The 25,086-nt window shown below is 51.3% G+C and carries 21 protein-coding genes; 11 read left to right on the top strand and 10 right to left on the bottom strand.

Annotated features, from left to right (window positions below):
• Window positions 1-452: 452 nt before the first annotated feature.
• Together EPA93_RS01820 and EPA93_RS01815 are read right to left on the bottom strand one after the other, a co-directional pair.
• Window positions 453-1,832: a cytochrome P450 gene (locus EPA93_RS01820; protein WP_129885396.1), complete on the bottom strand. Its 1,380-nt coding sequence runs from the start codon at window positions 1,830-1,832 to the stop codon at window positions 453-455.
• A 256-nt stretch (window positions 1,833-2,088) separates the two neighbouring features.
• Window positions 2,089-2,691, bottom strand: a complete 603-nt coding sequence (locus EPA93_RS01815; RefSeq protein WP_129885395.1) for a TetR/AcrR family transcriptional regulator — start codon at window positions 2,689-2,691, stop codon at window positions 2,089-2,091.
• Between the two features lie 516 nt (window positions 2,692-3,207).
• Between EPA93_RS01815 and EPA93_RS01810 the strand changes: the two genes are divergently transcribed.
• Window positions 3,208-3,969, top strand: a complete 762-nt coding sequence (locus EPA93_RS01810; protein WP_129885394.1) for an endonuclease/exonuclease/phosphatase family protein — start codon at window positions 3,208-3,210, stop codon at window positions 3,967-3,969.
• Window positions 3,970-4,081: 112 nt separating this feature from the next.
• Here EPA93_RS01810 and EPA93_RS01805 read toward each other — a convergent pair whose 3' ends face one another.
• Window positions 4,082-5,821, bottom strand: coding sequence for a peptide ABC transporter substrate-binding protein (locus tag EPA93_RS01805; protein ID WP_129885393.1), 1,740 nt, complete (start codon window positions 5,819-5,821; stop codon window positions 4,082-4,084).
• Between the two features lie 759 nt (window positions 5,822-6,580).
• Here EPA93_RS01805 and EPA93_RS01800 point away from each other — a divergent pair.
• The 5 genes from EPA93_RS01800 (at window position 6,581) to EPA93_RS01780 (ending at window position 11,875) form a co-directional block, all read left to right on the top strand.
• Window positions 6,581-7,333, top strand: a complete 753-nt coding sequence (locus EPA93_RS01800) for an HD domain-containing protein (RefSeq protein WP_129885392.1) — start codon at window positions 6,581-6,583, stop codon at window positions 7,331-7,333.
• Between the two features lie 222 nt (window positions 7,334-7,555).
• Window positions 7,556-8,290, top strand: coding sequence for a creatininase family protein (locus tag EPA93_RS01795; RefSeq protein ID WP_165422800.1), 735 nt, complete (start codon window positions 7,556-7,558; stop codon window positions 8,288-8,290).
• The gene (locus EPA93_RS01790; protein WP_129885390.1) at window positions 8,290-9,108 is read left to right on the top strand and encodes a GntR family transcriptional regulator; all 819 of its coding nucleotides are present in this window, start codon (window positions 8,290-8,292) and stop codon (window positions 9,106-9,108) included. Before EPA93_RS01795 ends, EPA93_RS01790 begins: the two co-directional genes overlap by 1 nt.
• Window positions 9,105-10,685: a xylulokinase gene (locus EPA93_RS01785; RefSeq protein ID WP_129885389.1), complete on the top strand. Its 1,581-nt coding sequence runs from the start codon at window positions 9,105-9,107 to the stop codon at window positions 10,683-10,685. Before EPA93_RS01790 ends, EPA93_RS01785 begins: the two co-directional genes overlap by 4 nt.
• Window positions 10,686-10,693: 8 nt before the next feature.
• Complete coding sequence (locus EPA93_RS01780; RefSeq protein WP_129885388.1) at window positions 10,694-11,875, top strand: hypothetical protein; 1,182 nt, start codon at window positions 10,694-10,696, stop codon at window positions 11,873-11,875.
• A 187-nt stretch (window positions 11,876-12,062) separates the two neighbouring features.
• Here the strand turns inward: EPA93_RS01780 and EPA93_RS01775 are convergent, their stop codons facing one another.
• On the bottom strand, window positions 12,063-12,485 hold the full coding sequence (locus EPA93_RS01775) for an OsmC family protein (RefSeq protein ID WP_207229412.1): 423 nt from the start codon (window positions 12,483-12,485) through the stop codon (window positions 12,063-12,065).
• A gap of 289 nt (window positions 12,486-12,774) precedes the next feature.
• Between EPA93_RS01775 and EPA93_RS01770 the strand changes: the two genes are divergently transcribed.
• On the top strand, window positions 12,775-13,908 hold the full coding sequence (locus EPA93_RS01770) for a Gfo/Idh/MocA family protein (protein WP_165422799.1): 1,134 nt from the start codon (window positions 12,775-12,777) through the stop codon (window positions 13,906-13,908).
• A gap of 329 nt (window positions 13,909-14,237) precedes the next feature.
• Here the strand turns inward: EPA93_RS01770 and EPA93_RS01765 are convergent, their stop codons facing one another.
• Together EPA93_RS01765 and EPA93_RS01760 are read right to left on the bottom strand one after the other, a co-directional pair.
• Window positions 14,238-15,431, bottom strand: coding sequence for a flavin-containing monooxygenase (locus EPA93_RS01765; RefSeq protein ID WP_129885386.1), 1,194 nt, complete (start codon window positions 15,429-15,431; stop codon window positions 14,238-14,240).
• Window positions 15,432-15,444: 13 nt separating this feature from the next.
• The gene (locus EPA93_RS01760) at window positions 15,445-15,960 is read right to left on the bottom strand and encodes a MarR family transcriptional regulator (protein ID WP_129885385.1); all 516 of its coding nucleotides are present in this window, start codon (window positions 15,958-15,960) and stop codon (window positions 15,445-15,447) included.
• A 552-nt stretch (window positions 15,961-16,512) separates the two neighbouring features.
• Between EPA93_RS01760 and EPA93_RS01755 the strand changes: the two genes are divergently transcribed.
• On the top strand, window positions 16,513-17,526 hold the full coding sequence (locus EPA93_RS01755; RefSeq protein ID WP_129885384.1) for a lytic polysaccharide monooxygenase: 1,014 nt from the start codon (window positions 16,513-16,515) through the stop codon (window positions 17,524-17,526).
• Window positions 17,527-17,708: 182 nt separating this feature from the next.
• On the opposite strand, the gene EPA93_RS01750 is transcribed toward EPA93_RS01755, so the two are convergent.
• Window positions 17,709-17,972 carry a GlsB/YeaQ/YmgE family stress response membrane protein gene (locus EPA93_RS01750; protein ID WP_129885383.1) on the bottom strand — a complete coding sequence of 88 codons (264 nt, stop codon included), beginning with the start codon at window positions 17,970-17,972 and terminating at the stop codon, window positions 17,709-17,711.
• A gap of 344 nt (window positions 17,973-18,316) precedes the next feature.
• Here EPA93_RS01750 and EPA93_RS01745 point away from each other — a divergent pair, with 344 nt between their 5' ends.
• Window positions 18,317-19,285, top strand: coding sequence for an acetyl-CoA carboxylase carboxyltransferase subunit alpha (locus tag EPA93_RS01745; protein WP_129885382.1), 969 nt, complete (start codon window positions 18,317-18,319; stop codon window positions 19,283-19,285).
• A 59-nt stretch (window positions 19,286-19,344) separates the two neighbouring features.
• Here the strand turns inward: EPA93_RS01745 and EPA93_RS01740 are convergent, their stop codons facing one another.
• Together EPA93_RS01740 and EPA93_RS01735 are read right to left on the bottom strand one after the other, a co-directional pair.
• Window positions 19,345-21,009 carry a beta-N-acetylhexosaminidase gene (locus EPA93_RS01740; protein ID WP_129885381.1) on the bottom strand — a complete coding sequence of 555 codons (1,665 nt, stop codon included), beginning with the start codon at window positions 21,007-21,009 and terminating at the stop codon, window positions 19,345-19,347.
• A 198-nt stretch (window positions 21,010-21,207) separates the two neighbouring features.
• Window positions 21,208-22,149: a DMT family transporter gene (locus EPA93_RS01735; protein ID WP_129885380.1), complete on the bottom strand. Its 942-nt coding sequence runs from the start codon at window positions 22,147-22,149 to the stop codon at window positions 21,208-21,210.
• Between the two features lie 190 nt (window positions 22,150-22,339).
• On the opposite strand from EPA93_RS01735, the gene EPA93_RS01730 reads away from it, so the two are divergent.
• Complete coding sequence (locus tag EPA93_RS01730) at window positions 22,340-23,071, top strand: SMI1/KNR4 family protein (RefSeq protein ID WP_129885379.1); 732 nt, start codon at window positions 22,340-22,342, stop codon at window positions 23,069-23,071.
• A gap of 145 nt (window positions 23,072-23,216) precedes the next feature.
• On the opposite strand, the gene EPA93_RS01725 is transcribed toward EPA93_RS01730, so the two are convergent.
• Window positions 23,217-23,684, bottom strand: coding sequence for an NUDIX domain-containing protein (locus EPA93_RS01725; RefSeq protein WP_129885378.1), 468 nt, complete (start codon window positions 23,682-23,684; stop codon window positions 23,217-23,219).
• 561 nt (window positions 23,685-24,245) lie between these two features.
• On the opposite strand from EPA93_RS01725, the gene EPA93_RS01720 reads away from it, so the two are divergent.
• The gene (locus EPA93_RS01720) at window positions 24,246-25,055 is read left to right on the top strand and encodes an alpha/beta fold hydrolase (RefSeq protein ID WP_129885377.1); all 810 of its coding nucleotides are present in this window, start codon (window positions 24,246-24,248) and stop codon (window positions 25,053-25,055) included.
• Window positions 25,056-25,086: the final 31 nt, after the last annotated feature.

Here is a 25,086-nt window from a genome sequence, read left to right as displayed (position 1 = left end):
CTGGCCTGTAGTTTTCGTGCACTATCTCAGTACTCGCAGGAACCGCGACCTGGGACACCCTTTTACCTTCCTCTCTTGTATGCCACCGTTGAGCATCTTTTAACTCTGTGCAGACGAGAAAGATCTATATAGGATGTTGTCTATACATCTATATACCATAGCAATTGTAGTTTGTCAATGGTTTCTCACGTTAATTGGGAAAATTACGTTGCTGATCAAGCAGTTTTCTAAAGCTTTATTACCTGTCTTATCATTACTGTTGAGTTTATTGGTATCCTTGTTGAGCTTATACCTGGGAGTTGGGTTTGCCTGTGACAAAAGAGGAGATTGCAATTGCAATCTCCTCTAAATTTCATATAGACATAAATGGTTAATGCTACTGCAAGTGTTCCTGCGAACAGAATGCCGCTAAGCGTACATCTTGCTCAGCTTGGATGAATTTCGTTCTCCTATTAAACCAGGTTTGCTTGCTGGTTGCGCTGCTCTGCGATCTTCACGCTGAAATTGTTGCCGGGTGCTGGCGAGGGGTGCCGTTCAATTGTAAGCTGATAGTCCTCAGGCTCAAAGCGAAATGCATAGTCGGAGAGGAGCACTGCCATTGTAACCATCATTTGTACCTCAGCGATACCAGAGCCCAGGCAAGTATGATTGCCCAGTCCAAATGGAGCGAAAGCACCTGGCTTGCGATGTTCGTTGCGTGGCTCATGGAAGCGGTCGATATCAAATTGTAAAGGATGGGGATAGAGCTCTTCCAGGAAGTGAGGCACCGTCATCGCCACTCTTACTTCCGTGCCAGGTTCCAGGCCATATCCAGCTATGGTGAAGGGATGGGCAACGCGCGCAGCATGGCCGCTAGCGACCGGATAAAGGCGTAAGGTCTCTAGCATAGCACCATGCAAAGCGGGCATCTGTTGTAACTTCTCCCAGGTCAAGGGACCAGTGCTCAGAACTGCATCTATCTCTGTCTGTACGCGTTGAAGAGCTTCAGGGTTAGCCAGCAAGGCGTAGAGCATAAAGCTGAGAGAATTGGCTACAGTGTCAAGGCCAGCCAGCATCGGGCCCAACGCGACAAGCTCTAGCATATTCTGACGCATATGTGCCGGGTAGCCCTCGGCCTGGGCGATGGCATCATCAAGCATATCGGGCTTGCCATTTGGTTGGGGATGGCGCAAATGCTCTTCATAGGCTTTACGGCTGAACTCGTTAACGCGCTCAACAGCCCGCTGATATGCTGCAGTCTCCGTGGATGCGCTATTCCGTTCCTTTGTGTCGAGCGTACTGTTGATGGTGGTGTTGAGAAAGGTAACAAAGTCATCGAGATATCCTTGCGGGCTGGAGCCTACGAGTAGCCTTCCTAGCTGCTCGGAGACCAGACGCCGCATGCTCGCGTGGACTGCAATACTTGAGCCAAGCTGCCATTCGCTAGTGCAAGCCTGAATTATCTCTACCATCTGCGGAATCTGATCAAGAATACGCTTACGTGACCACTCTCGACTGCTCCGGCTTCGTCGCTTGCGGTTGGCATCACCATCGCGCGCCTCCGTTATCGTCGTGCCCCGATTCTGGCTGATCATGGCATCAAATTCTTGCCACTGCTCCTTTGTACTGAAAAACTCATCCTCATGACGGGCCATAAAGACATTAGCCTCTGGCCCTGCCAGGATGACCGAAGCTTCTTTTCCAGCCTCGGCCAGACGGAATACGGGACCATAAGCACGGTACAGCGCTACCATGAGCTGCTCATCATGTGCTGCATCTTGCAGACTGACTAATGGAGGCAGAGGCGCATCATTCAAACCATTTTCCCAGTGTAAGGTAGATTGTTTGTACATATATATTTCCTTCCTTGGCGGCTAGTTCTCCCCTGGAGGGAGATTGGATGCACTAGATTTGTAGCTTCGCTTTATGAAATTTACTCTTGTTAGGATGATCATCACGAGACCCATCCTAGAACCGTGCAGTTCTCAAGCTTCAGTAGCGCTGGTGTTGCCCAGTTCACTGTAAAAAGAGCATAACATCCCGTTACCAGTAACAGTGAAGGCTGGCACGCTACTAAAGATGAGCAAAACTTGAGAAGCTAGTGAGAACTCAAGCTTTGAGCATACGTATAATGATCTCGGGATTGGGTGGTCCGACAGGTTTTGGTAATAATTCTTGATGCAGCATACCCCTTATCGTTCCCTGCAGGCAGGATAGCACCATAAAAGTGAGCATGCTGGCATCGTCTGCGATGATTTCGCCACAAGCCTGGCCCTCAACGATTAAGTGGTAAAAGGCCTTGATGATGGGGCTGATATGCTTAGCAACTAGCATATTTACCTCTTCCGGCGTCGTATCGCTGGAAAGTGCCTGCATGATCATTTGCGCGTATTCCGGTTGTTCCCACATCCCCGAGAAAAAGTTTTCTAAAAGCCAGTGCAATTTTGCTAGCGGGCTACCAGATTGCTTTAATGCTGCCTGAGCTATGCTGGCCGTTGCGTCTAACGCTCTTTCTATCAAAGCTGTGAAGATTTCTTCTTTGTTGACAAAATAGCGATAGATCAACCCCTGGCTGATATTACTGGCTTCTGCAATATCGGCGATCTTAGTAGCCGCTAATCCTTTGCGCGCAAAGACTAAGGCCGAGGCATCTAGAATGTGCTCACGCCTTTCTTCGCGTATCCGCTGATTAGCTGCTTCCGAGCGCGGCATAAAATCTCCTTATATAATGAATAAATATTTATTCATCCAAACTATAGGCCACCACTGCTGGTTTGTCAAGGGATATGGTACGCAATATGTCACCGTTTCGTTTTAAGCTGCGTTAAGTTGCTATTGTAAGCATATGCTTAGAAAAGTGCTGGCACGTTGATATATTCTCTTGCCTATTATCCTGGCCTGGAAAACTAAGGAGAAGAGATCGAGCGCGGAGCAAACTGCGCAGGAAGAACCCGGATCTGTTCTCGAACGTAACTCGGCTCATGGAAGGGTTGGCAGAGGTATGTTTGGGGCAATTGAAGGCAAGATTGTGCTACACTGGCACAGAAGCATGCACAATCGAGCTGTGCAGTGAAATTGCTAGAGAAAACAGGATAATAGAATTCTGTGAATCTATAAATCTAGGAATCTAGAAATCTTCTTAAAGCTCTAGCCCAAGGTGTTTTGCGCGGCTAGCTGTCCATTGCCGGCCGAACTTACCAGATAGAGAGATAATGTAAAGGATAGGTTATGTCGTTACGTATACTAAGCTATAATATTCTCGAAGGCGGCGAGGATCGCCTCTCGCATATTGCCCATACCATTGAGCGGCAACGGCCAGATGTCGTAGCCCTTCTAGAAGCCAATAGCCGCACCAACGCGGAGACCCTGGCTCAGCAGCTTGGCATGAGCCTGAGCTTTGGCGAGGGCAACAGCGAATATTATGTAGCCTGGTTGAGCCGTCTACCAGTGGTACGCACTGAGAATTATCGGCGTTCCGTCTTTTCCAAGACCCTCTTGAAGATCGAGGTACCCTGGGAAAATACTATTGTGGCCCTCTTTGCAACTCACCTGAGCGCAGGCCGTAAGCAGGAAAACGAGCAAGATCGTGTGGCTGAGATGCGCGAGATCCTGAGCATTCTGCAGCAGCATAAGCAGCAGCCCCATGTTCTGGTGGGCGATATGAATTCGTTGTGCCCAGGCGACGAGATTGATATCGCAACCTACCTGGCTACGGCAACCGAGAAGGGCGAAGAGAAAATGAGGCCCGACGAGTTTGTGCGTGAGGTAGTTGCCCTGGTCCTGCAAGCTGGTTATACCGATTGCTACCGCAAATTGCATCCCCAGGAACGAGGCTATACCTACAAACTGCCTTCTCGCCCCTCGCTTCGTCTTGACTATATCTTTGCCTCGCCAGATCTTACTGCGCACCTCACCGCCTGTGATATCGTCGCTGACGACGAGGCTCGCAGCGCTTCTGACCATTTGCCCATCTGGGCCCAATTCAGCTAAGCCGGCCAGCCCCGCTTCTCTGTTTCGTTGTGTGGCATAGATGTAGGAAGAAAAAGGGCAAGCACACCACAATCGCGTGCTTGCCCATGTGCTAAAGATCTACAACAGGCATCTAGCCAGCCGCATTCGCGCTGGTACAGATGGGATTATTGGAGATATAGATGTTGGCCCAGCTATCGGGAGCTGGTACGAACTGCGCGTCATAGGGATAGTTCTGCACGCAAGGCTTCACCACCTTCAGGTTCTCCATCTGGTACATGGGAATCCAGGCCACATCATTGACTACTTGCTGCTCGGCCTGATTGTACTGTTTCATGCGCGCCGTCTGATCCATATTGGCGTCAGCCTGCTTCATCAGGTCAACCGCCTTCTGTTGATCTGCCACGTTGCTTGACTGATTCACACTATAGTTCTCGCTATTGAAGTAAGCATCCTTATCGAAGAGTGTTGACATCCAGTTCTGTGGATCTGGATAGTCGGCCTTCCAGTAAGCGCCCCACATGATCAAGCCCTTGGGATTGTGGGCAGTCGCATCCACAGCTTTTCTATATGCATTACTCTCCATGCTATCTACTTTAACTGAGACCCCAAGCACTTGCTGCCACATTTGCTGAACGACAGATGCTTCGCGCCCATCGTCGGCCGAAACGTTGTAGATAGTGAGCGTCAGCGGCGGCAAGCTCTGGCGCGTGAGCCCCTCTTCCTTCAAGCCCTCGTCGAAGAGCTTTTTGGCCATTTCTGGATCGCCAGACGTATTGCTTATGCCACTCGGTCCCTTGAGATCGGGATTGTAACCAGGCATCCCGGAAGGAATGATATGGTTCGTAGGCACGACAGTATCGTTAAACACGCTCTTGGCGACCTGATCCTTATTGATAGCGAGGGCAAAGGCCTGCCGAATTTTGATGTTATCAAAAGGCTTGGTAAGATAATTCATCGTGTAATACGACGTGCCCAGGATCGGCGTTTGATGGTACTGGTTTCCTGGCAGCGCCTTGGCGGACTGGCGCTGGACCGAAGGAACCTTAGCCAGGCTGACCTGACCGACAAGATAGGCCTTGTAGGAAGCGTCGACGTCAGGATAGAAAGCCATAATGATCTTCTTCAGCTTGGGCTTGGGACCATAATAATGCTCGTTAGGTGTGAAGATAATCTTCTGGTCCTGCACCTGTGAGATAACGAAGGGGCCCGCGGCAATTGGATCGGTCAGGTGATCGCTCAATTTATTGCCATATTTCTCGGCATATTTCTTGCTCACAGTGAAAGAAGTATTGTAGGTGAGCGTCTGCAGGAAATAGGCGGCCTTCTGCTCAGTGACGATAACAACCGTGCGTGGATCGGGGGCCAGCAGGCTATCGCCGATGATAGTTTTGATCTTGCCCGAGTTCAGTTTAATCGCATCTTTGATCGCGCCAAGGTAAGCCGGTCCATTGCCGGATTTGGTCTCCGGCTTGAGTGCACGCTCAATACAATAGATGACGTCCTCAGAGGTCAGAGGCGAGCCATCGCTAAAGGTCAAATTGGGCTTCAGATGGAAGGTCCAGGTGACGCCATCTGACGCTAGCTCATGTGACTGCGCGAGTTGATCAATCAGTTCATTCTTTTCGTTAAGCTCAACCAGACCAGTAAAATAAAAATTGGGTCCGATTGGGCCGCCAGAATAGGCCGGATCAAAATCCGTGACATCAAGCTGACCTTGCGTTGAATAAATGAGCGTTTGATTATTACTCATCCCATTGTTGTTGCTGCTGTTGGTCTGCGGCGTGCCACCTCCGCAAGCAGCTAACAAGAGGGTTAGCATGACCAGCCCGATAAAGCCAAAGCGGCCAGTCAATCCCCGCCTGATAGACATGTACATGTGCTCCTTAAAATTAATAAGAGTAAATATGGAACTTCTTATATAAAATTTACCGGCATGGAATATTTTGCCGGCAATATCACATAACGAGTTCGCCATAACTCTTTTTCCCACTGCGCTGTGCGGATGGTAGTGCATGCGCTTGAGGAACATGCAACGAAGGGCAAATTCACTTGCAGTGTTGCCCTTACCATCGGCTCGAACCAATGAGGCTACCATGAGCTTCAATGGTTCGGTTTTTTCAGATTGTTAAAATAACATCATGGTTATTGTTAATAACCACAAACTCTGCATAAAACATTCCCGTCCAGTGTTATGTCAAGAACAAGATTTAATTATTAATACGTTAAAAGGCAAAAGCAACTCACGCTTGCTTAGAGAAAGCAAGCTGCATTGATTAATGCTGAGATAGTTTGATGATTTGTGGCATAGAGGCAACGTGACATATATTTGGAGTCTTTTTATTGCGTTTTCATTGCTGAGTTGTTGGTAACTTTTTCCTATTCATTCAATGAATGCCGCCGTGTTCATCTTTATTTCATGTTGGACACCTATAGTTGAAAGCAAGCAAAGATATATGAACGCGAAATATCTGACATACAAGGCCTTTTAGCATGCTGTTTGCGCCAGGGTGAAAGGGGCATAACTAGGATAAGGCCTATCTAATGAGAAAGTTGTTAGCTGGTCCAAAGACAGGTTAACCTATTGAAAAACTTCTCAAGAGAAGAACTTTTGCTTAAAGGATGATGTAGATTGGAAATTCCATTTTGCTTAGAAACCGAACTTGAGAAACAGATTTGTGCTGATCCTGATTGGTGTCGGGGAGCGAGGTGGGGAAAAGTGCGCCCAGGCCATCGAGAAGGGAAAGTGATTAACCATATTGCTGATGTGCTGAAAAATGTGGATCGTCACGCTACAAATGCCGAAGAAAGACGCATATTGCGTCTTGTAGCGCTGCTGCACGATACCTTTAAATACCAATGTACCCCCGATGAGCCCGATCACGAAATTCATGCCTGCAATTTTGCCAGGCGCTATCTTAACGAGCAAGCAATTTTTGAGATTGTAGAGCTGCACGACAAGGCTGGAGATGCCTGGCGTAAGGGAACGCATCATGCTCAATGGCCTATAGCAGAGCGCATGATAGATACCCTCATAGAACGTCTCGACAAAATGTCGCTCTTGAATTTGTATCTCCAGTTTATGCGTTGTGATACGCAAACTAGCTCAAAGAATCAGGCCCCCCTCAGATGGTTTGAGGACCATCTGCGCCAGCGTGGGTATGCAGTGCTGCCCGAACCTGCTCCCTATAGGCGACCTTTTAAAGAACTTCCGCTACGCATTCTTCTCTGGACGCAGCGTCGGCTTAAGCGTCTCTTGCGCCTCAGGGCTACAAAGTCGGCTTCACAACTTATGTTGCCGGCTCCTCAGAACTATCATGAACAGAGCCTTGAGCAGGGTGGCCATATTGTGCTGTATCCGCGCGAACTCTGCAGGCCAAAATAATGCTGAATCGCTGATAAAATGCTTACCTGGTATGTAAGAGAAGCCTTATAATAGATTGGTAGAAGTTCCAGGCAGCTAGGATGCTGCTTTGTCCAACTCGGACTTGAGTATTTAACTGGTCGAGTTGTATACTGAGCACATCTATCTGCAAAAATGCAAAGCTTGTTTTGCCAGATTGTTAAGAACTTCTGCCAATATTTCCTTATGAAAGGGAACAGGCTCATGCCAGAGTGGGCAAAACTTTACTGGACTGATGTCGCTCAGGCAGTCGAAACCTCTCGTATTGCGTTGCTCCCGTTAGGTGCTATTGAAGAGCATGGACCTCATATGAACCTGGGGAGCGATTGGTACGCCGTAGAGAGCTTAACGGCTCGCCTTGCTGAAGCTGCCAACCTATTGGTGCTTCCTGCTCTCCCCTATGGCCAGGTCTGGTCGCTCTCGCGTTTCCCCGGCTCTCTTTCCATCAGCGATCAGACCTTAGTGAACATAATTGTAGAAATAGCCGCGGGTCTGGCGCAGGTGGGGATCAAAGGGCTGATTTTAATGAGCGGGCATCTGGGGAATATGAGCGCCTTAAAGACTGCTGCCCGTCGATTGCTTGAAAGCTATGACTTACCTACACTCTTCTTATTTTATCCCGGCCTGGAGAAAATTTGTAAGCAGGTCAGCGAAACTGAGCGAAGCCGGGCTACAATTATTCATGCTGATGAGATTGAAACCTCTATTCTTCTCGCGCTAGCGCCTGAATGCGTCGATATGAGCAGGGCCCAGAGAGAATATCCTCACTATCCCGAAGATTTTGACTACAGCCCGCTCTATTGGGATGAGGTAAGTGTTTCGGGGGTTTTTGGCGATCCTACTGCCGCCAATCAAGAAAAAGGGAAAATAATTGTTGAATATGTTTTACAGCAGACTCTACGCATTATTCAGGCGTGGCGAGAGAGAGGAGGCTTCTAATGCAGAAGCTTGATCCATCCGTGCTGGGGCCCATCGATAGGCAGTCCTTTACCCCGTTGTATCGCCAGATTGCTGACGAAATTGAGTCGCATTTACAAGCTTTGCCTGTCGGTACTATGCTCCCATCGGAGACAGAGATAGTCGCGCATTATAATGTGAGCCGGGGAGTAGCTGTCCAGGCGCTCAAAGAGCTCCTGCATCGCAACGTTATTGTGCGTATGCAGGGCTCAGGCACGTTTAAAGCTTCGGTCATGCCTGCGCGTTTTACCCGTTCGTTAAATGAGGTGAAGTTACCGAGCTTTAGCGAGGACTTGAAGCGTACAGGTCATAAGACTTCAGAGCGCGTCTATGAATGTGAGCTTGTAGCTGGGACGAAGGCTGTGCGGCAAGCCCTCAAGCTCTCAGAAGGCGGGCAAGCCTGGAAACTGGCCCGCACTATTCTGGCTGATCAGGAGCCAGTAGTTTATCTGATTTCTTATCTCAGCGCCGAGATTTATTCCGAGATTGATACCACAAAAGTAGCCAGGCAATCGCTTTATGGCTATTTAGAAGCGTCTTATGGTGCGGGTTATCGACCTGCCTGGGCCGAAGAAGAATATTCGGCCATTGTGGCGCCTCCCTGGTTGCGCCAGTTTCTTGAGGTAGATGAGAACAGTCCTTTACTCACCTCAACGCGTATTGCCTATCTGGCCGATGGTCGACCATCCGAATATGTCCAGAGCTATATGCGTGGCGAGCTCTATCATGTAAAAGTTACTGTATTGCCTGCTCTTGAGCCTACGAATATTGGTAAGCTCGAACTGGAAATGCGGCGATGATAGCTCTTGGTATCGATGTTGGGACATCGAGCGTTAAAGTGCTTGCGCTCGATGCGCAAGGCAGGGTGCTGGGCACAGCTTCGGCAGGATATATTTTTCGTCATGATCCTCTACAAGGGAGCTTTGAGATAGATGCTGAGGAGTGGTGGCAGGCTACTTGTAAAGCTACTAGAGAGTGCCTGGCCGCCTGCCGTATCTCCTCTGCGGAAATTGCGCTTGTTGGCCTGACTGGCAATATGAGCTCAGTGGTTCTGGTTGATGATAGTGGCCTGCCTGTGCGCCCGGCGCTCCTATTGGCAGATGCGCGTGGAAGCGCGGAATGTGGGGAAGTCGCGCCAGAGTTGTTGGCTGAGATACGCGAGACAACCCATAATGCGCCTGACAATACGGCGTTTGTCATCACAAAGCTGCTCTGGTTGCAACGCCATGCCGCGCCAGATATCGCGCGGGCTCATGCCTGGTTAGCCGCTAAGGATTATGTACGGCTACGTCTGACTGGAAAGCCAGGGGTGGAGCTAACCGATGCGGGCAACTGGCTATTGGTCGATACGCAAGCCTGTACCTGGCGCTGGCCCTGGATTGAGGCTTTAGGACTTCCCGGCCGTCTCTTTCCTCACCTGCATGCCTCAGCTGATATTGTTGGAGGTATCACCCCACAAGCGGCGCTGATGACCGGCTTGCGAGAAGGTACGCCTGTCAGCGCGGGAGCAGCAGATATGGCCACTGCCGCTATTGGTTCGGGGACATTGCGGCCAGGCCAATTAGGTGTCTCAATGGGTACTTCGACAACGCTGATCGCCCCTCTGGGAAGCGCGGCATTTCCCCAGTTCTGGCGGGATAAGCTTACCTGCCATCCTTTTCCACATCCGTTTGGTAACTATGCCCTGGGCTCGCTCTTGACCGGTGGCCTGGCCTTGAATTGGCTGCGTTCCTTGCAGGAGGCGCCACAGCATAAAGTGGAGCTCCCTCAACATCCTGCTACAAGCGTCATTCCAGCAGATCAAGAGCCGGGCGCAAACAAATCAGGAACGGGATTGCTTGAGTTGTCGGAGGCGCAAGCTCTCTCGCCGGAGTCGCTTTCTCCGCTCGTCTTTTTGCCCTATTTGGCCGGCTACGGCACGCCGTCCTTCGATCCGCAGTTGCGCGGAACCCTATTTGGCCTCTCGCCCCAAAGCAGTCTGCAGGATATCTATGTTGCCCTGTTTGAGGCTGTAGCCTTTGATATAGCAGCGGTAATCGAGCTCCTCGGGCAAATCCCGCTCGATAAGATTCGCGTCAGCAGCGGAGGCGCGAATCTTGGAATCTGGCTACAGATAATTACCGATGTGGCCGGCATTCCTGTCGAGGTGACGGCAGAGAAGAATGTTTCGGCGCTTGGGGCTGCGCTCCTGGCTGCTTGTAGTAGTGGCATGTTCGCACAATTAGAGGAAGCTGTGGAGCGCGTGGTAGCTATCCAGCAAGTCTATCGGCCGCGTGCGCATTTTGCCCAGGCCTGGAAGCGGCGCCGTCAGCGCTATGGCAGGGCTCTGGCTCTGGCTCGTGACTATTATCATTTTTCTGAAGAGGAAAGGAGATAGATTCGTCTATGGAGACGCGTATCTCACTATGGGCTTATCTTTGGGATATCAATGCGGTTGGTCCGCAAGTGGCGCTGCAAGAAATGAAAGAGACGGGGATTAATACAGTCAGTGTGGCTCTTTCTTACCATGCTGGACATTTCCTTGAGCCTCGCAACCCGCTGCATAAGGTATATTTTCCCGAGGATGGTACGATTTATTTCCAGCCCGAGCAGGACTACGGGCGCATCAAGCCGGAGGTGGCTTCGTTTGTCAGTGAGCAGAATTTGCCGGGCTCGGTCACGGCCAAGGCGCTTGATGCTGGCTTGCAGGTGGCATCCTGGACTGTGTGCTTGCATAATACGCGTATTGGTATGCTCTATCCTGATGTTACCACGCAGAATGCCTTTGGCGATAAGAATATCTATAATCTGTGCCCTTCCCATCCCGCTGTGCAGCAATATATAGGAGCGCTTATCCGCGATATCAGCAGCTTGCCGGGCGTCTCTTCAATTGAGCTAGAGGCGCTGAACTATATGGGCTTTGAGCACGAGTTTCACCACGAGAAGGATGCTGTAGGGCTCACGGCGCTTGACAACTTTTTGTTCTCGGTCTGTTTCTGCCCGTCATGTATGCAGGGAGCACAGAAGCAAGGCATTGATGCGGAGGCCGCGCGCCAGTATGTGCGGGAAACGCTTAGCAAGAATCTTGAGCGCGAGATTCCTCTGCAGTCGGAGAGCCAGGATTTTCTGGCGCAAGGACAGGCCTATTTTGCCAAGCATCGCGCGTTCCACAGCTATTTGAGCTGGCGTAGTGAGCCGGTGACCGCGCTTTTGCAGCGCGTTAAGGCCGCGGTAGCGCCTGGCGTGAAGCTCTTTTTCCTTGATTTGATGGGGCCGCACTCTGACTGGATGTTTGGCGTTGACTTTGCGAGCCTGGGAGAGAACTGCGATGGTATTGTTGTCTGCTGCTATGGGCTTGAGGCTTCGGAGGTAGATGCAGCTATCTCTGAAGTCCGTCGCCATCTTAGCGAGACGGAAATTGTCGCCGGCTTCCGCCTCTACTACCCAGAAATCACGGGACCCGCTGCCCTCAAAGAGCGCGTGTTGGCGGCACGCCAGGCTGGAGCAAATGGAATGGCATTGTATAACTATGGCCTGGTCCCTCGGGCGCGCTTGCGCTGGGCTCAAGATGCTTGTGCGCTCTGGTAGAGATGGATTTATGCTGGGATCGAGCATACTCGATCCCTCTTCTTGTGCAGGCTAGAGCCCGGTTGGTTTGGGCAATGCTCTTAGCGCTGTCTGCTCAGCGCTTATATATGCTTGAAAGAGGATTTGTGGCTTGCCCATACATAAAATGCTCCGGGCATGGCTGGGGTGCGAAAAATATGAGCACTGGCTAGGCAGAGGCTTCTTTAATCTGGAAGCTGTGTTTGATTGTGGCACTTGTGCTGAGCATAACGTTTGCTCCGCAATAGTCGGTTGTGTCGAGATCAATGGCGCGCTGAATACTCTCTGCTTGCAGATTCGAGCCTGTGAAGATATGCTCGACATAAATAGTGGTGAAGACCTTGGGGTCTGTGTCTGCGCGCTCGCCACGCACGCGGACCTCGTAATTGGTCACGTTCTGGCGCATTTTGCGCAATATGGAAAGAATGCCCACTCCGGCGCAACCGGCAAGCCCAACCAGAAGCATCTCCATAGGGCGTGGTCCCTGGTTCTCGGGCATTCCACTCAGCGTGATACTATGACCGCTGCCGGTTTCGATAGTGAAGCTGCTCTCTCCGGTATTTGTGGCGCGAACTGACATGTCAGGTGTCATATGTAACTCCTTGGGAGGCTAAAATAAAATCTAGAGGTACGCAATCATTTTACTACTATCGTCAATAATTCCTAACAAATTTCCCTTTACGTCTGGCTGTGTGGGCAGGTAATATGAAGGTGGAACTGTGAGAGGTGTGCGCGAGGGAACTATTTATTTTAGCTGTGGGCGCTTATCTATCCACAGCTTGGGCAATATCAATGTGCTCCTAGGGAGCTGAGCAAGCGCACTTCGCTGCATGATTGCGCCCCGATGCTCTTTGTTGACAATCTCAGGAGGTATTTCCGCTTTGTCCAATCCGACTGATGCCAATCATAAAATCAAGGTAGCGTTTCTAGGAATTCGTCATCCCCATGTCTTTGTGCGCGTTGAGCTTGCCCAGCGAGATGCGGAGCTCAAGATTGTGGGCTTCTACGAAGAAGATGGCGAGATCGCTGAGCGCTTTGCCGCCCAGACTACATTGCAGCGCTTTGCCTCAGCAGAAGCACTTCTGAGCACAAAGCCGGACCTGGTTATTATTGAGGCTCTAGATACCCAGGTTCCAGCTCTAGCCCTGCTCGCGGCGCCGCATACGCGGGCTCTTTTGCTTGAAAAGCCCGGCGCTCCCGATCGTTCCAGCATGGATGCGCTGGTAGAACAGCTGGCCCAGTACGACATTGAAGTTGAGGTGAGCTACCAGCTCCATTATTCTGAGAGCGTTGCCATGTGCCGGGAGATATTGCAGGCGGGTGCGCTGGGACAGATAACGCAGGCCCGCTTTCATGCTGGTTGCCCGATTGGCTGCGGGGCAGAATTATGGCAGAGTGTGCCGGGCGATCTGGGTGGAGTTGTCTATACTGAGGCCTGCCATATTCTTGAATTGATGGTCGATATGCTGGGTATGCCTGGGCGGATTTTTGCCGCTGTACAAAAATTGCCGCCGGGCGCATCAGTTGTCTCGGATGTCGTCAAGCCCGATCTTTTTGCTGGAACGGGCCTGCCTACTACCTTGCGCGTAGGAGAGCTAATGTATGAGGATGTTGGCGCAGCCATCTTCTCTTATCCCGATAAGCTAGTGACGCTGGATGTGACGGCCTGGGAGGCTACGGATTGGGTACAGGGCTGGCGTATGGAATTCTATGGCACAAATGGTAGTTTGAGCGCGATCCCCAATCCACCAACCGTGCAGCTCTTCTTGCCCGCGCCTGTGGCAGGGTATCGGGCCGGCGATCTGTTATTTCAGGGGCAGGGACCGCGCGGGCCGGAGAACTCGCTTGTTCCCGATCAGACATATGAGCGCCAGTTCGAGCGCTTAATTACGGTCTTACGTGAGAGACAGCCTGCTTCGCAAGAGGGCTTGCGCCGCGGGCAGGATGTTGTTCATATCCTTGATGCTATCTATCGATCCGCCAGAGAGGGCCGAGCCATAGACTATCCTGGCTGATGCCCTGGCCAGAAAAACGCCGAAAAGCCCAGCGCCGGGAATATCATCCTTGAGGCGCGCACTGCTAAATTCATCGATTGAAAACAGCCCTGGCCCTCGTATGATCCACATGTGGCACCACTCATGGGTCATACGAGTCCTGGCAGAGGCGGAACTGCCTGCATTACTCCCGTTGGCGATGGTCCATAATCCAGTTTGTCTCCCAACTTGCGCCTTCAGCGAAAAGGCTTGCGGCCAGCGAGCCGAGTTTGCCGGCAATTGATTCCACATGAAACGAAAGGGGACGGGCTTGCCGTCGATTGGGAAGTCAATGACTTGATAAAACAGCCCTACCTCGATCCCCGTATCTGCCGGATCGGTGTTTTGTACGCACCTATCTGTGTGGCAAGGTAGTGTGCGTCTCTGCCTGCGCCGCCGACCAAGCCGGAGATTAAGGAGGAAGTGAAGGGGAGGCCCAGGAAGTAGAGTCCTGGCTCGCTCTCAACCACTCCTCGGTAGTGGAGCGGGAAGCCATTTTCGCCGAAGATCGGCAGGTGAATCCAGCCGAAGTTGGCAGTATAGCCGGTACTCCAAATGACATTGCGGACCTCAAGCAGACGGCCATCTTCAAGCACAGGTTTGCCATGCTCGGTTCCCTTGACACGAGGAACACGCTCAACACCGGCAGCCGCCAGGTCACGAGGTTTCACCCGAACCAGAGGGGTTCCTTTGTGGCTCCTGCTCATTTCCGCGACCTGTTCTCCTGTCTTCGGCTTCGTCTCCTGCTTGCCACCTTTGAAGAAGCGTCCAAACGGACCATAGACTGTGAACACATGAGTATAGATCCACCAGGGAAGCCATCCATCGAACTTCACAGGGATGTGACCAGTATCACGGCCCGCAAGCCAGAGGTGCTTGTGGGGCCAGCTTTTGGCTAATTCAAGAGCGATCTCCGCGCCTGAGTTTCCAGCTCCCACCACAAGCGTATCCCCCGGCGAGAGCTGGGAAGGATTGCGATACTCACTTGTATGCAGTTGAGTGATGTTCTGCTCTAGTTGGGCAGCAAAAGAAGGAACTGCGGGCTGCTGACTAGCTCCCATAGCAACAACCACCCGCTTGGCCTCAAAGCGCTGATCGAGCGCCTTGACCAGGTAGTGATTCCCCTCCCGCGTCAAGGAGTCCACTCGTGTGTTCAGCCAGAGAGGTAGCTCAAAGTGAGCGGCATATGCTTGGAGGTAGTTCGCCATGTCATCTTTACTGGGATAGCTCGCGGGGGCTGCAGGGAAAGGCATGCCTGGAAGGGCGTCAAGAGCAGCGCATGTGAAGAGATGTAACGAGTCCCAGCGCTGGCGCCAGGCATCGCCAACCTGCGAACCCGCATCAAGAATAACGAAGCGCTGCCCTAGCTCCTGCAGATAGTACCCCATAGCCAGGCCCGCTTGCCCTCCACCGATGACAATAGTCTCAAAGGAGTACTCGCTATCGGGTGAAGGAAGCTGTTCACGAGAGGAAGGTGTCTGAGATGATCTGGGTTGTATTGGCATAATGATTTTCTTTCTACTCGCTATCGGGTAAAGGAAGCTGCTCAAATGTTGTACGGAGGTGGTGAAGCACACCTGTTGCCGCCCGCAGATCGTCTAAGGGAAGGTCCAGATCAAGGTGGGAGAGCAGTGCCATCTCGCGGCCCCACATCTGCTCAAGCAGTTCTTTCCCACGATCAGTGAGGCTGACGAGATGGGAACGCTTGTGGGCAGGATTGCGGCTGAATGCAACCAGGTCTTCAGATGCCAGTCGATGCACAAGCATCAATACGTTCTGGCGCGAAACGGGTCGGTTGCGCGCTAATTGAGGGACGGTACGTGGTCCGAGCCGATAGAGATCGCGTAAAATCCCACGACAGGCACGGGTCAATTCACTCGACCCGTGAAGATGTTCGGCGATCAACTGGAGGCACATCTGAACGGCCATCGCTTCTTCTATAAGGGCCATGAGTGCCTCTGCCTTTTCCTGAGGAGGAAGCCTGGGAGGCAATGCCTCGGGCTTAGGATCTTCTGAGTGCTGTCTGGTTGACATCGTGTACTCCTGTTTCTTTCTGCTTCTGAAAACTTTTCGCGATGAGCTTCAAGAGTAAGCTTATTGTCAATCTGGTATGTTTATTTCTATTATGCCAACAATGTTATCATATTGACAACTTTCTTGTCAATATGATGCGTTACCAAAAGCAGAATGAAATACTAGCTGCTTTCTGCTGATGAGCTTCTCAAAGACTTTTTTAACATACTAAAGCAGATAGGCGAAAGAAAATAGGAAAGCAGCTGATTGGAATTGCTGTATAGAGGTATAGACGTCTTGACACGTTTCTCTTTTCTGGATATACTTTTAATAGTAGGTATAGCCCCGAAAGACGAACCCTGCATGTAATAAGTGGTGCCAGCGTGCAAGGATAAAGCGTCGGGAAGGTATTCAGTAAAATTAGAATTGAGAAGTGGATTTTTTTGAGAGGAGGTGCAGCTACAACAGGTAAACAGCTCGTCCTGACGAATGGCAGAGTATCTCACCAGGCAAATGTATGTTTGTTAGTCCTGATATTTGCGATCTGTCACCATATAAGGAAGGAATCCGGTTATGGCAGCATCGTTAGCTTTTATCATCAAAAAGCGTTGGGCGCTTATCTGTGTAGTCTTTCTCATCGTAACTTCTGTTTTGGTTCTGCCTGAAATCGCCAGTCCAGTTCAGGCGCATGGAGCCATGTCGGTGCCGATAAGCCGGGTCTATGGATGTTTTCTGGAAGGGCCCGAGCATCCAACGACGCCAGCCTGTCAATATGCGGTAAGCGTTGGAGGAACGCAGCCGCTTTATGATTGGAATGAAGTGCACCTGCTCAATGCCAATGGGCAGAGCCGCCAGCTCATTCCAGACGGCCATCTCTGCAGCGCGGGCACAACGAAATATGCAGTATTTGATACGCCAAGAACTGATTGGCCGTCTACCAACGTCCAGGCCGGCGTACCCTATACCTTCCAGTACAGAGCGACGGCGCCTCATCGCGGGACATTTGATCTTTATATTACCAAAGATGGCTATGATCCGACCCAGCCGTTGAAATGGTCGGATCTGGAAGACCAGCCATTTCTTAGCGCGACTGATCCGCCTCTGGTCAACGGAGTATATCAGATGCAGGGCACTATGCCAGCCGGAAAGACTGGACATCACTTGATCTATTCGATCTGGCAGCGCTCTGATAGTCCCGAGGCTTTCTACACCTGTTCGGACGTGATCTTTGGGGGCAGTGGGCCAACGCCAACCCCGACGCCTGTGCCGCCGACAGGTTCGTGTAAGGCAAATGTGAATATTGACTCCTCCTGGCAATCTGGCTACCAGGCAACCATCACGGTACAGAATACGGGTACTGCGGCCGTCGATGATTGGATGGTTGACTGGACCATGCCGGCGGGGGTCACGATTACTAGCGGATGGAATGCTACAGTTTCACAGGATGGTACCATGGGGATGGCTAAAGCACCGTCCTGGGCACGAACGCTGGATGCGGGAGCCTCAGTCTCGATAGGCTTCAATGCCACGGGATCTTCGAGTCCTCCACCCAGCGGCGTAGTGCTGGATGGGATCAGCTGTACTTGATAGCCAGGGTCGCGACCCAGGGGGAGGGTAGCACTTTGAGCTAAAGGGCGAGATCCCGATTTAGCCAAAAAACAACCAGGACCACTACTGATGCGGTCCTGGTTGTCTTATGTTCGAAACTCTTTGAGCAAATGATGTTCGAAACTCTTTGAACGGAACTGATACGTTAATTTTTTTCTTATTTATAGAGCCCGGCGCGTGCTACTAGAGACGGCGCGCAGGATTGCAATCAGAATACAGGCACCGATAAAGGCGATAATGATTGATCCAATCAGGCCCGAGGCTCCCAGTCCAAGCAGATTAGCCAGAAAGCCGCCGATTAATGCACCAACGAGACCAACAATAATGTCGCCGACTACTCCATAGCCGCCTCCGCGCATCACTACACTGGCCAGGAAACCAGCAATCAAACCCACAAGAAGCCATACTAGAATAGCTGTCAACATATGTTTTTCTCCTTTTCTTCTATCATCGATGTATTTGCATTGATTTCGGTGTAGATATGTATTGTACGATTGGCAAGGATGGATCGTTTCACTTTTGTGGGCTAAAAGGGGGAAAACGAGGGATCTTCAGTTTTTGCTAAGGATATGCCAGGTTTTTTTAAGCTTTTGTCCAGTTTAAGAGAGGCTCTGAATGGTGAAAATTGGCTTGACCTCTTCTGCTTCTTCGGCTACACTGGGAGTACTGAAGTGGCCTCTGCCCGTATCGCAGCTGCTCTTGCATTGCTCTGAACGGATGCGAGGACGCCGAGGTCAGGGAAACTGTTGAAAGAAAGGTATTGTGTGGGATGGCATATGATTTGCCCTTTGAGAAGCCGCTGGCCGACCTGGAGGCGAGAATTGCCAAGTTGAAGCGCAAAGGCGAGCGCCTCAAGGCCGACGAACGGGCACAGTTGCAACAGGCTGAGCAGGAGCTGCAGCAACTCACGCAGGAAATCTATGGGAAGCTTTCGGCTTGGCAGACGGTAATGGTAGCGCGGCATAAAGATCGTCCCCATGCTATCGATTATCTCAATCTGATCTGTGATGCTTTCTTTGAACTTCATGGAGATCGCCGCGCCGCTGATAATCCCACCATCGTGGGAGGGCCGGCAAACTTTGGGGGCAGAACTGTGATGTTTATTGGGCAGGAGAAGGGAAGGGGGCTCAAGGATCAGCGCTTGCGACACGCGGGCCAGACCCATCCTGAAGGTCATCGTAAGGCTTACAGGCTTATGCAGCAGGCCGAAAAATTCCATTTTCCTATTGTGTACTTGATCGATACTCCGGGCGCCTCGATTGCTTTGGAGGATGAGGAACGGGGACAGGCCACCTCAGTTGCTGAGAACCTGTATTTGATGGCAAGTTTGAAAGTGCCAACGATCTCCGTGATTATTGGAGAAGGCGGAAGTGGTGGCGCGCTGGCCCTGGGTATTGCTGATCGCGTCTTAATGCAAGCCTATTCCTACTATACTGTGGCTTCCCCCGAATCGGCGGCGACGATTATGTGGCGCGATGCGAAATATGCTCCAGAAGCAGCTGAAGCCATGCAAATTACCGCTCGTCAGGTGAAAACACATGGGCTCATTGACGATATTATTGCCGAACCGGCTGGAGGTGCGCATAAGGATCATCAAGCCGCTGCCCTTTTGCTGAAAGAGAAGCTTCTTGTTCACCTGCAAGCGCTTTGTCAACTTTCGCTGGATGAGCTACTTGTGCAGCGCTATAGTAAGCTACGCAGCGTTGGACGCTTTGCTGAACCTGGCATAGCCTCGTGAGCAGCGTGCCTGGTGGCGATAGCAAATAGCGCCACCAGACATTGCCTAAACTGACATGATTATGCGCTCTCGCCTTCATCCTCACTGAGAGTTGACTCTGAAGCAGCAAGCTGCCAGGGCGATAAGCGCTCAGGGAAGGTACTCTCGTGGGTTAAGCTCTCTATTGGCCGGAAATTGACCTCTAGATGGGTAAGGCGCGCCTCGTGAACTGCAAGGCGCTGGCAGAAGCTCGTGAAATCACAGCGCTCCTTTGGCGTCCAGACAACCTCTGCCACAGCGATAGCGCGCGGGAAAGCCATATATTCTAGATGGCTGGGTGAGTCTATATACTCGCTCCAGAGCGTGCATTGAGCACCAAGAATATGCTGAAGCTCCTCGGCCGTGAGCTCCGCTGGATAAGGATTGAAGGCGTAAACTTTGCTCAGAGGCGTATAGCCACCGATGGCCAGGGGCTCTTTTGGGTCGTTTGATTGATAATAATCGAAGTAGACGTGCGTAAAAGGCGCCATGATGACGTCGTGTCGCGCCCGCGCTGCCTCGATACCACCAACGATGCCACGCCAGGACATTACAGTGGCTTCGGGTGGTAGCCCGCCTTCAAGGATCTCATCCCAGCCGAGAAGCTTGCGCCCTTTCTGCTTGAGGAAAATGCCCATCTGCTGGATGAACCAGCTTTGCAGCTCATCTTCGTCTTTCAGCCCCAGCTCTTTGATACGCGCCTGCACTTTAGCGCTGGCTTGCCACTGCTCCTTGGTAGCTTCGTCTCCACCAACATGGATATATAGGCTGGGGAAAAGCTCAATAACCTCAGCCAGAATGTTGTGCAGGAACTCGATAGTCTCGTCGGAGGGACTGTACAGATAGGGATTAATGCCCCAATGCGTGCCAACTTCAACCGGCTCGTCGATAACGCCAAGCTCTGGATAAGACGCGATAGCCGCCTGAGCATGGCCGGGCATATCGATTTCGGGCACGACAGTTATGCCGCGTGCAGAGGCGTAGGCCACAATCTCACGAATATCATCTTGCGTATAGAAGCCTCCATGAGGCTTGCCATCATAGCCTTTAGGATTATTGTTATGCCCAATGATGGTTTCTTTGCGCTGCGAACCTATCTCGGTGAGTTTGGGATAGCGCTTGATCTCTATGCGCCAGCCCTGATCATCCGTGAGGTGCAGATGCAGCACATTCATCTTGTGGAGTGCCAATAAGTCGATAAATTTGAGTATGCCATCCTTGGGAATAAAGTGTCTGGCGGGATCGAGCATAAGCCCGCGCCAGGCGAAGTGTGGATAGTCCTCGATAGAGACGGCCGGTATGGGCCAATCGCGCTTAATCAGGGTTGTTGAGAAGATGTCGGTTGGTAGCAGCTGTCTGAGCGTTTGCGTACCATAAAAGACGCCAACTGGATGGGTTCCGCGAATCGTCACCTGTTGTCGAGTTACCTGGAGCGCATAGCCTTCTTTGCCCAGATGGGTAAGTGTGGGATCGATGGCCAGAGAGATAACGGCTAGATCCTGTGGCTTATTGGTAACAACGCGCAGGGCATAGCCAGAGGCCGGAGCCAGCGTCTCGGCCAGCAGAGTGCCGATAGCCTGCGTCTGTTCATCAGCCACAATCACTGTATTGGGAGTGAGTTGGAAGTAGCCTTCATCGTAGGTAATGCTGACAGGCTGAGGTAAGATTGCGGAATTGAAATGAGCATTGTGAGTTTGCTGATCCATCAATAGTGCTCCATCTAGAACATGTACTTGTGCTCTTCCTGGCCACGCTGATTGGCGAGGTAGCAAAACGATATGGGCAGGCAGATCCTCATCTGTGGGCCAGATCTACTAGCTCTTCAGAAAGCATATGCTAATCTCTGCCATTTTTCAAGCTTTTACGGGGCATGAAATGTTTGTCAGACAGGGATATAAGCCTGTTTAGAGATTTTTGAGATTGCTCGGTTTGTCTATGGTCTGGGGATTATGGGAAGGCTGCTGCTCTCGCCGCTGGCGCAGTAAGCCGAAGAAGGCAGGCAGAAGAGTAGCAAAAAGGATGATAGCTCCGCCGAGCCAGGTAGAGGGAGCAGGAAACTCGTGGAGCAGCGCTATACCAAATAGGATGCCCCATACTGGCTCTAGATTTGCTAGCAAGCTAGCGGCCTGGGCCGTGATCGTGCGCATGCTTGAAATGAAAAGCGTGTGGGCCAGGGCCGTGCAACAGATGCCAAGGATAAGCAGGATGAGAAGTTCGCGCGGCGTCCAGCTAAGTGTGACCGGAATGAGAAAAAGCGTCGGCAAGAGAACGAGGGCGGCCACGCTATCCTGATAGAGACTGATCGTCAGGCTGGGATAAGAGCGTCCGAGCCAGCGATTAGTAACTGAGAGGAGCGCGAAGGTGGCTCCAGCCAGCAAGCCCCATAGGACGCCGAGCGTAGTATTGTTCTGCACGCTAAAGGATGGTACAAGTAGATAGATGCCTGGCAAAACGAGTAAAGCAGCAAAGATCTGGATGCGCGTCGGGCGTTGCTGAAGTATCAGGGGCTCTAATAGTGCCGTGAGCAGCGGAAAGCTAGAGAAAGAGAGCAGGCCGATAGCCACGCTAGAGACGTTAATTGACTGGAAAAAGGAGGTCCAGTGCAGGGCTAACAGCGCTCCTTGCGCGCACAAAATCCAGCCATCGCGCCGGCTGGCTGGGCGCAAAGGGGTGCGCTGAAATAGAGCCACGATAATGAGCACGAGGCCGGCAAAAACTACGCGCGTGAGTGTAATTATGGGCGAGGGTAAGGCGCTAAGCTTGCCCAGGACGCCGGCCAAGCCGAAGAAGAGTACGGCAATGTTGGCCAGAGCAAGCCCACGTGTACGTGCAAACCATTTGGGCATAGATTCAATCGCTCTCTTTGCAGATAGCCAGACGCTACTCTAGGAAGAGTACAATGTGGGTGATCTAGCGTCAAGGGATAGTTTGGGGCAATGTGCCGCCTTACGCATCGCGTTGATAGAATCTGGCTAGCAGGTTGTCCCGCGTGGAATGCTAAGCTACAATCAAGTGAAAACACACGGGGGCGAGAGCATGGCAAATAGTATACCTCAGCATTTCGATGAGGCATTCTTGCGCTGGTTCCAGGAACGTACGGAACTGGCGTGGCAGAGCTATCAAACGAGAACATTTGAGGATTTTGTGGCCTCAGGCGTGGGTGGGCGCGATTGGCAACAGGGGACCTGTTGGTCAGGAGGCTTGAGTGAGCAGGAAATTGTTGCCGTCGAACAGCGCTTTCATACACATTTCCCGCCCGATTATCGTCTCTTTCTCCAGCAATTGCACAGCGTGGATCGGTTATTAGTGGGGGCGCGGTATGCAGATGACAATACGATGATTCCCATTACTGCGCCATCATTTTACCACTGGCAAAGGGATACGGAGGCTATCGAGGCAGCTTATGCGTGGCTTGTTAAGGGACTGTACTTTGATGTCCAGCACGCTAATCTGTGGCCGCAGAGCTGGGGAGCCAAACCCGCTTCGGCGGAGGCGCAAGAGGCTCGGGTGCGAGAGCTCGTGAGCGCTGCACCCAAGCTTATTCCTATTTTGGGGCATCGTTACCTGCTGGCAGAACCCTGCAAAGCGGGAAATCCCGTCCTATCCATCTATCAATCGGATATGGTCGTCTATGGCGATAACTTGCACAACTTCTTTCTAAAGGAATTTGGGGGATTGTTCGGTGTAAAAAGCTTTGAAATTCCTCGGCTAGCACTGGTAGACTTCTCAGCATATGAGCTGATCCCATTCTGGGGCGAATTTTTGTGAGATGCTGTACCTTGTGGATAAATGCGAGTGAGAGGAGTGCCAATGCTTTTAGGTTTTTCATATAGTCATGATTGGGTGACCGGAAAACGCTTCTTCGCTATGGGAGTGTAGAGATTCCATTACCTGGTTAACATGCTTTATCGGGTTAATTGACATCGCCAACATAGAGCGAAGCTATGGGTGGGATTGCATGCGCTTGCTCAAAAAGAAAAGGAATAAGCGCTTGCGGATAGAAACGGATAGTTGCTAGCTGCTCAAGGGGAAGCCATTCAACTCCTTCTTGCGTGGAATCGGGAGAGCTTCCTTGCAAAGCGCCTGAAAGCTCGTTAATGGTGCAATGAAAAAGATGGCAAACTACGTGAACATCTCCTTCGAGATCGGCATTTTCATGATGTTTTCCAATATATTCGCGCACCCATAGCAATGGGCCGACCTGAACCGTACATCCAACTTCTTCAAGGACCTCGCGCTGAACAGCTTGAGTAAGCGTTTCACCTGGCTCCTGCCCACCTGTTGGAAAGCTATAGACAATTCCTTTCACATCGCGTTTTTTAACTACTAAAAGTTTCTCATCATGAATGATGACAGCGGCGACGCTGCTGCGTGGATACATTCTGTACTCCTATTTTTATCAAATTCTTTAATATATAGAACGATCTCTTGATTTAAGGAGTATCAGCGCGCTGCTTGTCTAGCAAGCTAGAAAGCCCTTCTAAGTCTCGTTAGTTTGCCAGTACATTGAGGCATAGAAACATCTATGATAGAAGAGGGGAAAGAAGAGTCATATGCGGACAGTGAGATCCAGCAGCGAGGCAGAAGGCTAGGCCTTGCTGCAACATGTCTTTGGCGAATTCTATTGTCGTGAACTGCGTCGAGTCGGCATTGCTGTTGATGCTCAAAATCTCAGCGGGGCCATCAGGCTCTATTTACGTGCATTATGCGTAAAACACAGTAATACCTTAAGCTAAAGAAAAATTTAAGTTAACGTGTTTCCATGTATTATGTTTGTCATAAGTGATACAGAGGCAGGTGATTCTTTGGGAACCGCCTCATTGTATACCATCGGTCAAGACGGACACATCGTCCGAAAGGTCGATGTTGTAGATATCGCTTTTGCGTATACTTACGGCAGCTTTATCCCTTGTGGAGAAATACGCACGAAAGGCGATAAGCCGTGGAAGAAAAGAACACACCTCTATTAGTCGATATTGGAGGGCGCCTACTTGCCGTGAGAACTGAGGGTGAAGGGGTGCCAACTGTTGTGTTAGAAATGGGCCTGGGAGCTGCTGGGAGCATATATGACGCCATCGCCAAGCAGATTGCTTATTTTACACGAGCGGTGTGGTACGACCGCGCCGGCCTTGGACTTAGTGATCCTGCATCAACGCCCAGGACCATTCAGGATCTCGCGCGGGACCTGCACTTCTTACTACAGAAAACCGGTATCCCTGGCCCCTATGTGCTCGCTGGTCATTCGCTGGGTGGCCCTGTAGTGCGCTTCTATCGCGAGCGCTATCCTGACGAAGTTGCGGCCCTGATTCTCATTGATTCCTCGCATGAGGATCAACGAGAACGCTGCCTGGCTCTCCTTCCTCCCAAAAGTTCAGACGAAGCGGGGAATCTTGCTCAGTTGCGTCTGGCTTTAGAGCGCCAATGGAAAGATCCCAACGCCAATGAAGAAAAGATTGATAATCTTGCGAATAGTCAACTGTTGCGCACCTGCCAGAGCCTCGACGATCTGCCAGTAACTGTGGTGAGCCGGGGACGTTCGGCTCAAGACCCTACGAAATACCCTCCTGGATTGGTTGAAGCAATGGAACAGGCCTGGCGACAGATGCAGTGTGAACTCGCGCGGCTCTCTCCGAAAACTCAGCATGTCATTGCCACGCGGAGCGGACATATGATCAATAAAGATGAGCCAGAAGTGATTGTTGAGGCAATTCGGCAAATGGTGATACAGGTGCGAGAGCAATGTAAGCTCTAAGTTCTCGATGCAAGCTGGAAAGCCTCTCTCA

The organism is Ktedonosporobacter rubrisoli (assembly GCF_004208415.1).
GTDB lineage: Bacteria > Chloroflexota > Ktedonobacteria > Ktedonobacterales > Ktedonobacteraceae > Ktedonosporobacter > Ktedonosporobacter rubrisoli.
Note: the sequence above shows the minus strand (reverse complement) of the source record. Positions and strands in the feature narration are given on the sequence as shown.